This window comes from Patiriisocius marinistellae (genome assembly GCF_009014635.1).
In the GTDB taxonomy this organism is placed as follows: domain Bacteria; phylum Bacteroidota; class Bacteroidia; order Flavobacteriales; family Flavobacteriaceae; genus Patiriisocius; species Patiriisocius marinistellae.
Window position 1 is genome coordinate 256,115 of record NZ_BKCF01000002.1, and the last position, 13,637, is coordinate 269,751.

The window sequence follows — 13,637 nt, forward strand, 5'->3', positions numbered from 1 at the left end:
ATCTTTAATTTTAAAAAAGCATAATGAGAATACTTTCGGAAATTTTGTGGGAATAAAAATAATGGTGTTGTTATTTATTGAGATTTAACTGTCTTATGCCTTCATAGGTAACAATTGCCACAGCGTTCGCAATATTCAAACTACGAATGTGTTCACTGAATAACGGAATTTTATATAAAGAATCTGCGTATTTTTCAGCAATAACGGATGATAACCCGACTGACTCTTTTCCGAAGCATATAAAAATATTGTCTTCAAAGGGAATATCTGTGTAATCCTTTGTGCCGTGACTTGATAGAAAAGCCATTTGCGCATTTTTATTTTTTGAGAAAAAATCAGTGACAGAGTCGTAATAGGTAATGTTTAAATGTTTCCAATAATCTAACCCAGCTCGTTTTAGTCTGTTATCATTTATCTCAAACCCAAATGGTTTTACTAAATGTAAGTGCGAACCCGTTCCAAGACTTAAACGGCCTATATTGCCAGTATTATTAGGAATTTCGGGTTCTATAAGAACAATATTGAGCGGCATGTTTTATTTTTAAAACGTTTATGATCAACCTAAAATTGAAACTCTATGAGTTATAAAATTATAAGGTTATTGGTTTAGTAAATATATTACTTTCTCTTGATCTATAAATAATACCTTTCTATTTTTGAACCTATGAAAAAGGAAGCAGGTAGCCCTAAAAAAAATAAAAAACCGTGGCCCACTAAGGATGCTATGGAGCAGGTATATGCAATGAATCTTTGGGGAGGTAATAGCACTAAGTTTTATTCTGGTGAAGGCTCTCACGTTACTGAGGTAGTCAAACCGTATTTAGATTGTGTAATATCGTTTTTGTCTTCTTTTGAAAAACCACTTATAGTATGTGATTTAGGATGTGGAGATTTTAATATAGGGAAAGAGTTGGTCACTTTTACTAATAAATATATAGCCGTAGATATAGTTCCAGCGCTCATAAATTATAATAGAGAATTATTTATAAATAAAAAATTAGAATTTCATTGTCTAGACATTTCTAAAGATGATTTACCTGCTGCAGACTGCGTAATTTTAAGACAAGTATTGCAACATCTTTCAAATGCTGAAATTTTAAGCATTGTCAATAAATTAACTAATTATAAATATGTAATCTTAACAGAACATATACCCAACGGCGAATTTATACCAAATATTGATATTATTTCGGGACAAGGAACTAGACTTAAAAAAGGGAGTGGTGTGAACTTAATAGAACCACCATTTAGTATAAAAGTCAAAGAAGAAGTTAATTTAGTAACTACTAATTTGCCAGATGGTAAAGGAATGATTGCTACTACAATTTATAGTGTTTAAATTATTTTGTAATAATTTATAAAATAAGTGATGCTAAAAACCCCAAACGCTTGTTACAAGTGTTTGGGGTTTAGTCACTTTATTATAGGCTATTAACTATTTACCTTGTCCTTCGTATTTCCCCATATAGCGTTTCCATAGTTCTGTTTGGTGTGTCTCTAGGGAGATATCTCTGCCATCGATAAAAGCTTTCGATAGTTGATTTCCTCGCATATCAAGTGCGTCACCTTCGCTAATAAATAGGGTAGCACTTTTTCCTACTGTTAATGTTCCGTAGGAGTCGCCAATTCCTAAAATTTCCGCAGTATTTCCAGTAATTAATTGTAGCGCTTTTTCTTTATCCATTCCTTGGCCTACTAATTGTCCAGCGTAGAATGGTAAGTTTCTAGTTTGAAAATTAGAAGCACTACTATTTTGAAGCGCGACCATAAGTCCGCCATCTGCTAAAAGCTTAGGGAGTTTGTATGGTAAGTCATAATCATCATCTGCCTTGTTAGGCAAGTTATGAGTATGTTGTACTAGTACAGGAACATTATTACGTTTTAAAAAAGGTATAACTTTATAAGCTTCATAACCTCCTACTAGCACTATTTTTGTAACACCAGCTTCTTGCGCTGTAGTTATTGCATCCACAATTTCTTTTTCGCCATCCGCATAAACATACAATCTTTTGTCACCGTTGTAGAGTCCTTGCATTGCTTTCATTGCTTCGTTTGCAGATTGCCCATTACCATTTCCAAAAGCTTTTGCTTGCGCTAGATATACTTTAACAGCGTCAACTTCTTCAGTATATTTTTTATTAGGTTGGAATCCTCTAGGCTCACCTATCCACCATCTACCGCGACGAAAACTACGAGGCCAATTCATATGTATTCCATCATCTACTTTTACTGCAGCATCTTCCCAGTTCCACGCATCAAATTGTACAATAGATGAAGTTCCAGAAATTGTTCCTCCTTGTGGAGTAGCTTGTCCAATTAATACACCATTAGGACGCATAGATTCAACAACTTTACTTTCAGCATTGTAGGCAATAAGACTACGTATATTAGGAATCATATCGCCTATTTCATCACGGTCATTACTTGCTCGCACAGCTTCAACCTCTATCAATCCAAGTGATGTAGCTGGTGCTATGATACCAGGGTATACATGTTTTCCGTTTGCATTAATTACTGTTCCTTTTGAAGCGGCATTGGTTCCAATAGCTGTTATTTTTCCATTCTCAAAAACAATAGTTGCGTTTTCAATTACAGTACCATCTCCCACATGTGCCGTTGCACCTTTAATAGTCATCGCACCTTGCTGCGATGGTGCTGGTGTTTGTTGTCCAAAAGCTGTAGCCGTAATAACAGTAAGCATTATAGAACAAATTAGTTTTATATTTTTCATTTTAAAATTGTTTCTTAGTTGTTTTATTTTTTTTCATCATCTGTCACCCGCCATTAAGAACTCTACGAATTCTAACTTGCTTTACATTTCTGTATCACAGTGAAAATGCTTAGGGGCTTTTCTTGATGGTTTTTTTGTTTTTCCACCACCGTCTTTATCAGCTGCCATCATTTTCATAAGTTGGTTTCTTTCGGCAGCAATTGCAGCTCTTTTTTGTTTATCAGTATCTAAATCAAAAAATGTTTTACCCTCAATAATTGTCTTTTCTGCTTTAGCATAAATACTCATTGGGTGATCTGACCATAAAACAACATCAGCATCTTTTCCTACTTTAATACTCCCTACGCGGTCATCAATATGAAGTAATTTTGCAGGATTAATTGTTACTGTTTTCCATGCCTCTTCTTCACTCATACCACCATATTTAATTGTTTTTGCAGCCTCTTGATTTAAACGTCTTGACATTTCGCCATCATCACTATTAATAGCTACCGTAACACCTTGACTAGCCATAATTGCAGCGTTATAAGGTATTGCATCATTTACTTCATATTTATATGCCCACCAGTCACTAAACGTAGATCCACCTACGCCATGTTCAGCCATTTTATCTGCTACTTTATACCCTTCAAGAATGTGTGTAAACGTATTGACTTTAAAATCAAATTTTTCAGCAACTTTCATTAACATGTTGATTTCGCTCTGTACATAACTATGGCAACTAATAAAACGTTCACCATTTAATATTTCGGCTAGAGTTTCCATTTCTGCATCTTTTCTATAAGGACGACCACTCTTTTTTGCGCTGTCATATTCCTTTGCGCGGTTAAAGTAGTTTACAAATAATTGCTCAACACCCATACGTGTTTGTGGAAAACGACTATAACTTTCCCAGTTTGATTGCTTAACATTTTCACCTAGTGCAAATTTTATAAACTTTGGGCTGTTGTCATAAATTAATCCATCAGCATCCTCACCCCATTTAAGTTTGATAATCGCAGATCGACCACCAATTGGATTGGCAGACCCGTGCAGGATTTGGATTGAAGTAACACCTCCGGCAAGATTGCGATAAATATTCACATCCTCAGGATCTACGACATCTTCAATTGTAACTTCTGCGCTTGAGTTCTGTCCACCTTCGTTAATTGAAAGTGCAGCAATATGCGAATGTTCATCAATTACTCCTGCAGTTAAATGTTTACCTGTTGCATCGATAACTTTTGCGCTACCAGCATTTAGATCTTTTCCTATTTTATTAATTTTTCCATTTTTGATAAGGACATCGGTTTGTTGTAAAACACCTTCATTTTCGCCTGTCCACACGGTAGCATTTTTAAACAACATATCTTGTTGTTGTGGTTGTACGGCATTTCCGTAGCCTATATTAGGATAAGTCATTGGGAGTACTTCGTAGACTTTTGGTTCCTTTTTGTCTTCTTCTTCTTTTTCTTCGGAAACGTTACTAGATTTACCCTTTTTAGTAGCTGTAAATTGAGAAGATAATCCACTAGGCAAAACTGCTTTTCCACTAAAATTACCACCTTGGGTAGGAATTATTCCTGTGGTTCTAAATATTTCTTTAGTTTCTTCATCTGTAAATGAAAGTGTCACCCAATTTTCTTGATATTTAAAATCGTTTTTATATTCTAAAGTATCAACTTTAACCGAAGCCTTTGGTTTCGAAACATCACCAGTTATGTTTAAATCATACGTTTTGCCGCCGATTGCTAGAGTATATTCACCACGAATATCTGTTTGGTCCTTAGATGCTAATACATTTTTATTTCCTTGCACCCAGTTTTCATAAATTGTAGTGCCGTCTTCAAAGAGCTCGCCAGATGTAATTAAAAAGTTTGCATACATCCCTTTATTTAATCCGCCAATTTTATCACTCATATTAAGTAATCTCGCTGGTACCGTAGTTAAAGCTTCAAGCGCTTTTGTTTTGTTAAAACCATAAGCGATTGCTTTTTCTAATTTTGAAGAAAATTCACTTGGCTTCTCTAACTTATATGTAGTTAAAGCAAAAGGAACTCCGTTATCTGATAGTACTTTTGGGTTTGTAGGTTCTTGGTTCCAAGCACGCATATCTTCTAAAGAGATGTAATCTGCTAGATAGGGGTCACTTACATCAAATGCATCAGTAAAATTGATAGGGATTATAAAACTAGCATTTGTAGCTTTCATTTGTTGAGCCATCTCATACTCATCACCACCACCTATAATCACATAGTTAACACCATAAGCATCACCTATTTTATCTGCTCTTAAGTTGTTTGTTTTGTCTCCAGCTTCAAAGAAAGAAACTTTCCCTTTTTTTGAGATTAGTGCTTCTAATGAGCGATCTTTTGTAGGTATGTTACCTTTACTGTACCAGTCTGCATCTTCATAAACTTGACGTAACAGTGCCATGGCTCCCATAAGTGAGCCTGGATATGATTGTCTACTTGTAACACTTTTTGAGAACGAATAAAATTGCCCAAAATTATCATCAAGTACTCGTGTAGCTTCGCCATCATTGTCATTTAAAGCAACTAGGACACCACTACCACGAGCTATACCGTTCATCATATGTGTATTTACTACACCAAAACCTTGCTTACGCATTTCACCTGCTGTTTTATTATCATATTTAAATGAGTCAATAGCGGCAGTTTCTGGCATTATGTGATCATTCCAATAAAAGCCTTCTCTTGAGGCGTGATATTCTGGAGACCTACGCCCGCCACCTTGTCTTTTTGGTTTTTCAACACCAAAGTTTGTATAAGGGTCAATAAAAGAAGGGTAGATAAATTTACCTGCTAAATCTTCTACTACAGTATTTTTTGGGATAGATACATTTTTACCCGCTTCAACAACTTTTCCATCCTTAATAAGTAAAGTGGCATTAGTCACTTTTTGTGATGGTGTTATAAATAATGTGGCATTTGTGAAGGCGTGGAAATTTGAGTTTGTCTCTTTAACACCATCGTTTTTTGGAAAATAATCTTGAGCTGTAAGCATGCTAGTAGCTAGTAAAGCCAAGGCTAAAAGTCTAATTTGTTTCATAAAATAAGTTTGTTTGGCAAAAATTTTAATGATTGTTAGTGATTTCGGATTTAAAATTTCAGAAGAAATTATAAAATCTATTTATTAAAATAATCTCGATTTTTAAACAAGAAAATTAATTATCTTTTAAAGATACAAACAAGGGTAGGGAAGAGGTGTGTTAAAATGTGTTAAAAAAAGGATTGAGAAGGTTGAGGATTGAAGTGTTTTAGGGGTTAAGTTATTGTAGGATTACAATCATAATTCAAATTAAAATTCTTTGTCTTCAAAATAATTAACCACGAGCGCCACCATATAACTATAGGTTGCAATACCTTGCGGTTGATTATTGGCTTTCAAAAACAGATTGTAAAAGTTTTTAGAAAAATCTTCAAAAGGGCTATTATAGCTGTCCCAAAACTCACGCATCTCTTTGTAGCTCTTTAAGATTCCGGGATTAATTGTTGTTAGTAATTCATTATAAGTAGCGCTGTCTCTTCGTGACACTTCATTCACACAATATCGTAACGCAAAAATGTAACCAGTATATTGAACATAGGGATCATCATTATATAAGGTAGCAAGTGTGGCTATAAAGTTTGCCTCGTTTTCTTTAGCGTAACCCAATTGGTGTGCCTGTTCATGACAACTCACTACTGGAAATTTATGTGTTTTTATCAATCCATTGACCTGTGCCTCTCCAGAAAAAGGATTTAAATATCCACTATATCCCATATATGTCAATCCTAAACTCCACGTGCTTTTTTTAATGCTGCGTTGCTCAAGTGCTAGTGTGGGGAATTCCTCACCTAAATTTTTAAAACTGTTTTCAGTACTTTGAAAAACTTCTTGTTGATCACGAATAATATCAATCTTAGCAGAATCTGCAAAACCCAATTGGCGGTGCATCTCGTTTGATTTTGTTATAAGTCTTTTAGTAGTGGCTATGAGTTGTTCTGTAGTATAATCGTTTTCAATTTCTAAAGCTACGTGTAAGGGTTGTCTGTAATAATTGAAACCCCATAAAAAATAAAAGAAAAAATATACCACAGAAACATTCGCAGCTATTTCAATAATAACTTTAATAGGTTCAAATTTTAATCTTTTTACATTTTTATATAGCCATCTAATAGCAAGTAAAATGATTAATAAGTAAAAAATATCACCAACTGAAAACGGAATCCATCCCCATAGTGTTCTAGAGATTTTACCAAGCCAAGGATAAAGCCCTAAACTATACCATTGCTCTATAAATTGAGGCGTATTTTTTAATAATTGAATAAGTAAAATTTGCAATGGTAACAGCAGTGCAAGGATAAGCGTAGAATGTTTCTTTAGCATAGCTGAAATGAAGCCTTAATTTTAAATGTTATAGTTTGTTTAAATGTATCGTAAAAGTAAGAAATGTGACTAACTTTGTAGTAACAACCAACAAATTTAATGCTATAACAAATATGAACGAAGCAATTAGAGATTTAGAACCTAAAGAAGTCTGGAATAAATTTGCGGATTTAAATGCTGTGCCACGCCCATCAAAAAAAGAAGAGCGAGTAATTGCGTTTATGAAAGAATTTGGAAAAAACCTAGACCTTGATACAAAGGTGGATGAAGTAGGAAACGTGATTATTTCAAAACCGGCTACAAAAGGATTTGAAGACAGAACACCTATAGTAATGCAATCGCACCTAGATATGGTGCATCAAAAAAATAATGATACAACATTTGATTTTGATACACAAGGTATTGAAATGTATGTAGATGGAGATTGGGTACGAGCAAAAGGAACAACACTAGGAGCAGATAATGGTTTAGGCGTTGCAACAATCATGGCAATTTTAGAAAGTAAAACTATTGAACACCCAGCAATTGAAGCCCTTTTTACAATTGATGAGGAAACAGGGATGACTGGAGCAATGGGTTTGAAAGGAGGATTGCTTAAAGGTAAAATCCTTTTAAATTTAGATACAGAAGAAGATGATGAAATAGGTGTAGGATGTGCTGGTGGCGTAGATGTTACCGCAAAGAAAAACTATGCTCAAATGGACGCACCAGATAAATACGATGCAAATGTTTATCGTATCGCTCTAAAGGGGCTCCAAGGAGGTCATAGTGGCATGGATATTATTAAAGGCCTCGGAAATGCTAATAAATTGATGAATCGGCTTTTGTTTGCTACAAAAGATATCATGCATTTAGCAAGTTTAAAAGGCGGAAGTCTTCGCAATGCAATCCCTAGGGAGAGTGAAGCTGTTGTCGTTGTGCCTATAGGACAAGAAAATGCATATATTTCAGAAATTAAAAAAATAAGTGGTGAATTGTTTAATGAGTTTATTTCGTTAGAGCCAGACATGGAAATCATAAACGAAAAAATTGAAGAAAGACCTCTAAAAGTTTTAAAGCAAGATGAACAACTTAAATTTTTAAAAGCTATGTACGCTGCTCATAATGGAGTTTTTAGAATGAGTCCCTCAATTGAAGACCTAGTTGAAACATCAAATAACATTGCAAAAGTAACCGTTGCTAACGGTACAATGATAGTTGAATGTTTAACACGTTCCTCAGTAGAGTCATCAAAAGAGAATATGGCTTTAACATTACAATCCGTATTCGAATTGGGCGGTTTTACTGTAAGCTTTGCTGGAGAATATCCTGGCTGGGAACCAAAAATGGATAGTCCTATATTAAAAGTTATGCGTTCGTTATATGTGGAGCTTAATGATGAAGAGCCACATGTTGCAGCATGTCACGCAGGATTAGAATGTGGAATTTTAGGTCAAAACTATCCAAACATGGACATGATAAGTTTTGGACCAACAATTAAAGGAGCACATTCGCCAGATGAACGTGCAAGCATTTCAAGCACACAGAAATACTGGAATTTTGTTTTAGAAACACTTAAAAATATTCCAGAAAACTAATAGTAACTATATATTTAAACATTAATTAAAAACAACAAGAACTATGGGATTATTTTCATTTATTAAAAACGCCGGAGCAAAAGTTTTCGGTATTGGAAAAACAACAGAAGAAGAAGCTGCAGAAGCTAAAATGGAAGCTGCCGAAAAAACTAAAGCGAACAATCAGCGCGCTGCACAGGCAATTATCAATAATGTAAATTCATTAGACCTTGGGGTTGAGGATTTCTTCGTTTCAGTAGAAGGTGATAGAGCTACGATTAACGGTACGGCTAAAAACCAAGAAGCAAGAGAAAAAGTAATATTAGTTGTTGGAAACTCTAATGGTATTGCTGAAGTAAATGACGAATTAACAGTAGAGGAAGAAGCTCCTGCTGCAATTTTCCACACAGTAGTAAGTGGCGATAGTTTAAGTAAAATTGCAAAAAAAGTATATGGAGATGCTATGAAGTACCCAGTTATTTTTGAAGCAAACAAGCCAATGCTAAAACACCCAGATAAAATTTATCCGGGACAGGTATTGAGAATTCCTAATCTAGATTAAAGGAATTTTAAATAAAATTTTACAAAAAGGGCATCTCAATTTGAGATGCCCTTTTTCTATTTAAATATCTAGTCTTGAAATAAAGTGATGTCAAATAGAATTTTTATTTAACTAAAAATCCCGCTCATTTTAAATGAGCGGGATTTTATAATTGATTAACATTAATGGATTATTCCATAATATCAGTAATCTCTAATTCAAAAACTAAATCAGTATTTCCAGGAATTACTGGTGGATAACCGCGTTCTCCATATCCTAAATGTGAAGGAACAAATGCTGTTACCTTATCACCAACACTCATTTGTAATAAAGCTTCTCTAAAACCAGCTGCTAATTGAGCATCTTTACTATAAGACATTTTTACAGGTACATAAGCATTTGCAGCTTTTCTTGCGGCATTCACTTCGTCAAATCTTTCAGCTACATCAAGGCGGTTAGTATCAAACATTTTTCCATTCTCGAAGAAACCAGCATAGTTTACCTTTACATTAGCGCCTTCTGCAGGTTTTTGTCCTTTGCTTCTTTTATTCCAGTAAATTTTAAGACCTGATGGTAATGTTTCAGCTTTGTCTTTTAATGGCATAATTTCAGCAGCTACATCTTCAGCAATTTTCATTGCAGCTTCTTCTTTCTCTTTTTTAGCTACTTCAATTTTTTCCATTTCTTCAGTAAAATAAGGGACTTTTACGCCACCTTTTTTAATGATATTTATTGTTTCAATCATAACAGTTTTAACAGGTTTGTCCCCAGGCTTTGAAACTTCAACTGCACCTATTGAATCCACAACATCCATTCCCATAACTACTTCTCCAAAAACAGTATGTTTTCCATTTAGCCATGGTGTCTCTTTTAGCGTTACAAAAAATTGACTTCCATTTGTTGCAGGTCCTGAGTTTGCCATAGAAAGAATTCCTTTTTTGTCATGTACTAACGAGTCCACAATCTCATCTGGAAACTTATATCCCGGGCTACCGCTACCTGTTCCTGTTGGGTCACCACCTTGAATCATAAAGTCTTTAATTACACGGTGAAAAATAATACTGTCATAAAATCTTTTTCCTTTGTATTTTTCATCAACCATACCATTTGTACCCTCAGCAAGTGATACAAAGTTAGCGACAGTTAATGGAGTAGCTTCGTTAAAAAGTTTAGCTACAAATGTTCCTTTGTTAGTTACCACTTCAGCATAAACACCATTTTCTAAGTCTGGATATTTATTTTGACAAGATGCCACTGCAAGGGTAAGTAGTAATAATAATGATAATTTTTTCATGTTACTCTTAGTTTTCTTCTGTTTGGGTTATTGATAATAAAGTTATTGTACTTGTTACAGGAATATTTGTTCCCAGTTTTTTTTCGATTCCATAATACCCGTAAGCTTTATAGGAGGGAAATAAAAATGTAGCGCTTTCGCCTACTTTTAGTAATTTTATACCTTCTCTTATTCCTGAAATCAATTCTTGGTTTGATTGGTCTACTAGATAATTTTGAATACCATTTTCAGCTTCTGAAATGATAACATTTCCGTCAAGATCATTAATATTATATGTAAAAGTAACGGCATCACCTAAGATTGGCATTTTGTCAATTGACAATGAATCCTGTGTATTATAATAATACCAAAAGCCACTTTCTGAAGTTATATAATCATTAGTGCTGTCCTTTTCAATCAATGCCTCAAAAAGAGTACGCTCGTTATCGTATATTTTTTTATTTCGCTCAACAGAAGCTTCGATAAAACTTCCAGAATTTACTTTAACGGGACGTCTAGCCTGTGGCGATTGACATGCTCCTAAAGTTAAAAATAAAATGCTAATAATTACGATTATACTTCTCATGCGGTTAACGCTTCTTTATATTGGGGCAAGATACTAATAAATTGCTTTACTGTTTCTTCTAAGGATAACTCACTACGACCTCCAGCAGCATTGTTGTGACCGCCGCCATTATAGTAAGCTCTGGCAACTTCATTTACAGAGAAATCACCTTTGCTACGCAATGACATTTTTACAATTTTTTCTTGCTTGTTCTCTATAAAAATTACCGCAAAAATAATGCCTGTTACAGATAGTGCATAATTTACAAAGCCTTCAGTATCTCCCTTTTTAAAATTATTTGCATCAAGCTCTTCTTGAGACATTGTAATGTATGCAGTATTATATTCTTTTAAAATATGAAGATTATCAAGTGCGATACCTAATAATTTCATTCGTGACATCGAATTTGCGTCATACACGTTTTGATGTATTTCTGCATTATTAGCACCAGCATTTAATAAATCAGCAATAACTTTATGTGTAGTAGCAGTAGTTGAAGGAAACCTAAATGAACCTGTATCTGTCATAATACCGGTGTAAAGTAAGGTAGCAATATCTGCGTCAATGAGTTTTGTTTTTCCTAATCCTTCAATAAAATGGTGTACCATCTCGCAAGTACTTCCTATGGATGGATCACTGTATGTCACTGTCGCATAGGCATCTGGTTGTTGGTGGTGGTCAATCATAATAAAATTCGCATCACTTTTTTCAAGTATTCCCTGCATTTCTCCTACTCGTGAAAGGGAGTTAAAATCAAGTGTGAAAATCAAATCTGCATTTTCAAGAGCGCTAACACTTTGGCTATTTTGTTTTTCAAAATTCAAAATAGTATCAACACCCGGCATCCATTTTAAAAAATCTGGAAAATCATTAGGTAATACTACTGTACTTTCAACGCCATAATTTTTCAGAAAAAAATGAAGCCCTAACGTTGAGCCTACGGCATCACCATCTGGGTTTTTATGACCTATGATAATAATATTCTTTGAAGATTCAATGAGCTTTTGAGCGTTCTGTGCAAGTTCTTTTGTCATAGCTTGCGAAGATACAATTATTGCATCTTTCTTCGGAAATATTAATTTAATTATTACCTAAAGTGTTTAACGTTTAATATTTCCGAAGAGAGTACAATACAGCCGCTTTTTCCCCTTGAAAATTTAATAATACTTTAGCTAAAATAGTAGGGCTTGTAGGCTAGGTATTAGTAGGTTTGTTCTATTATTTAATAATTTAAATTAGTCTATAAAAAGACACAACTTATGAAAAAAACAATTACATATTTATTTATAATTTTAGGATTAATGAGTTGTAATGCTCAAAAACTTCCCAAAATAAAAGGAGATAAAAATGTTCGAGATGTTTACAAAACACTAGAAGAATTTAATGCTATTGAAATTGAGGGTAATTTTGATGTGACATTTACAAAAGGCGATACAAATGAATACCATTTGAGAGCTGATGAAAATTTGGTTTCAGTTATTGATTTTCAGGTTTTTGATGGTGTTTTAAAGATAAAGCCTCTCTACAATATTACAGCAAGTAAAAAGCTAGAAATTGATATTACATATAATAATGTAAATGCAATTACCCTTCGAGGAGATATAGATTTAGAATCAAAAAATAAGCTTGATTTTGACATATTAACATTCACGGCTTTTGATGATGTTGATTTTGATTTAGACATGAATGTGAATGACGCAACTTTTATTTTAAACAATAATACAAAAGGCGATGTTCAATTAAAGGGATTAAAATCTAGAATGATTTTTAATAATAACGCTTATTTGAAAGGTGATATTACTCTTGAAGAATTAGATGTTGAGATTAATGAACGGTCTGATGTAAGTTTAGATGGCGATGTAATAAATTTAAAACTAAAAGCAACGGGTAATACAGATGTAAAATCAAAAGATTTAAAAGCAGAATTTGCAAATTTAATCGCATCTGGAAAAGCAGATATTTATGTTTTTGCAAGTAAGGAATTACAGCTTTATGCTCAAGGTAAAAGTTATATATATGTGTACGGAAATCCTGATATTAAAGTAGAAGGGTTAAATGATAAGTCTCAGATTATTAAAAAATAAAACGTTTTTATATATGTTGTCAATAGTAGATAATTAGTTACTTTTGCACAAAATTTAAAAAAATCATGAGAACAGACAGAACGTTTACAATGTTAAAGCCTGATAGTGTTGAAAAAGGACACATTGGTGCTATTCTTGAAAAAATAAATGCAAGCGGTTTTAAAATCGTAGCAATGAAATTGACGCATATGACTACGCAAGACGCGCAAGAATTTTATGCAGTCCACAGCGAGCGTCCATTTTATGGTGAACTTGTTGAATATATGACACGTGGACCTATCGTTGCGGCTATCCTTGAAAAGGATAATGCTGTTGAAGATTTTCGTACACTAATTGGTGCTACTAATCCAGCTGATGCAGCTGAGGGTACTATTAGAAAATTATATGCTGCCTCTATTGGTGAGAACGCAGTACACGGTAGTGATAGCGATGAGAATGCTGCTATTGAAGGTGCTTTTCACTTTGCAGGTAGAGAGATGTTCTAGTCAACGTATTATAATATTAAAAAAGCCTGTT

Annotated in this window: 12 protein-coding genes; 5 read left to right on the plus strand and 7 right to left on the minus strand. The window is 34.0% G+C overall.

The window, feature by feature from the left end:
- Window positions 1-70: 70 nt before the first annotated feature.
- Entirely contained in the window at window positions 71-532 is a 462-nt protein-coding gene (locus tag GB234_RS07845; protein ID WP_151893998.1) for a tRNA (cytidine(34)-2'-O)-methyltransferase, read from the minus strand.
- Window positions 533-664: 132 nt separating this feature from the next.
- On the opposite strand from GB234_RS07845, the gene GB234_RS07850 reads away from it, so the two are divergent.
- The gene (locus GB234_RS07850) at window positions 665-1,339 is read left to right on the plus strand and encodes a class I SAM-dependent methyltransferase (RefSeq protein WP_151893999.1); all 675 of its coding nucleotides are present in this window, start codon (window positions 665-667) and stop codon (window positions 1,337-1,339) included.
- Window positions 1,340-1,435: 96 nt separating this feature from the next.
- On the opposite strand, the gene GB234_RS07855 is transcribed toward GB234_RS07850, so the two are convergent.
- The 3 genes from GB234_RS07855 to GB234_RS07865 form a co-directional block, all read right to left on the minus strand.
- Window positions 1,436-2,731, minus strand: a complete 1,296-nt coding sequence (locus tag GB234_RS07855) for an amidohydrolase family protein (RefSeq protein ID WP_151894000.1) — start codon at window positions 2,729-2,731, stop codon at window positions 1,436-1,438.
- Window positions 2,732-2,812: 81 nt separating this feature from the next.
- On the minus strand, window positions 2,813-5,782 hold the full coding sequence (locus GB234_RS07860; protein ID WP_151894001.1) for an amidohydrolase family protein: 2,970 nt from the start codon (window positions 5,780-5,782) through the stop codon (window positions 2,813-2,815).
- 249 nt (window positions 5,783-6,031) lie between these two features.
- Window positions 6,032-7,102, minus strand: coding sequence for a DUF3810 domain-containing protein (locus GB234_RS07865; protein WP_151894002.1), 1,071 nt, complete (start codon window positions 7,100-7,102; stop codon window positions 6,032-6,034).
- Window positions 7,103-7,215: 113 nt separating this feature from the next.
- Between GB234_RS07865 and GB234_RS07870 the strand changes: the two genes are divergently transcribed.
- Both GB234_RS07870 and lysM read left to right on the plus strand, forming a co-directional pair.
- Window positions 7,216-8,679, plus strand: coding sequence for an aminoacyl-histidine dipeptidase (locus tag GB234_RS07870; protein ID WP_151894166.1), 1,464 nt, complete (start codon window positions 7,216-7,218; stop codon window positions 8,677-8,679).
- A 43-nt stretch (window positions 8,680-8,722) separates the two neighbouring features.
- On the plus strand, window positions 8,723-9,220 hold the full coding sequence (lysM, locus tag GB234_RS07875; RefSeq protein WP_151894003.1) for a peptidoglycan-binding protein LysM: 498 nt from the start codon (window positions 8,723-8,725) through the stop codon (window positions 9,218-9,220).
- A 169-nt stretch (window positions 9,221-9,389) separates the two neighbouring features.
- On the opposite strand, the gene GB234_RS07880 is transcribed toward lysM, so the two are convergent.
- The 3 genes from GB234_RS07880 to GB234_RS07890 are packed head-to-tail and all read right to left on the minus strand — an operon-like array spanning window position 9,390 to window position 12,071.
- Complete coding sequence (locus GB234_RS07880; RefSeq protein ID WP_151894004.1) at window positions 9,390-10,493, minus strand: peptidylprolyl isomerase; 1,104 nt, start codon at window positions 10,491-10,493, stop codon at window positions 9,390-9,392.
- A 7-nt stretch (window positions 10,494-10,500) separates the two neighbouring features.
- A complete protein-coding gene (gene gldI, locus GB234_RS07885) occupies window positions 10,501-11,058 on the minus strand; it encodes a gliding motility-associated peptidyl-prolyl isomerase GldI (RefSeq protein ID WP_151894005.1) in 558 nt (185 codons plus the stop codon).
- Entirely contained in the window at window positions 11,055-12,071 is a 1,017-nt protein-coding gene (locus tag GB234_RS07890) for a DHH family phosphoesterase (RefSeq protein WP_151894006.1), read from the minus strand. The genes gldI and GB234_RS07890 overlap by 4 nt, the downstream gene beginning before the upstream one ends.
- A gap of 225 nt (window positions 12,072-12,296) precedes the next feature.
- Between GB234_RS07890 and GB234_RS07895 the strand changes: the two genes are divergently transcribed.
- Both GB234_RS07895 and GB234_RS07900 read left to right on the plus strand, forming a co-directional pair.
- Window positions 12,297-13,121: a head GIN domain-containing protein gene (locus GB234_RS07895; protein ID WP_151894007.1), complete on the plus strand. Its 825-nt coding sequence runs from the start codon at window positions 12,297-12,299 to the stop codon at window positions 13,119-13,121.
- Window positions 13,122-13,186: 65 nt separating this feature from the next.
- Window positions 13,187-13,606: a nucleoside-diphosphate kinase gene (locus GB234_RS07900; RefSeq protein ID WP_151894008.1), complete on the plus strand. Its 420-nt coding sequence runs from the start codon at window positions 13,187-13,189 to the stop codon at window positions 13,604-13,606.
- Window positions 13,607-13,637 lie beyond the last annotated feature (31 nt).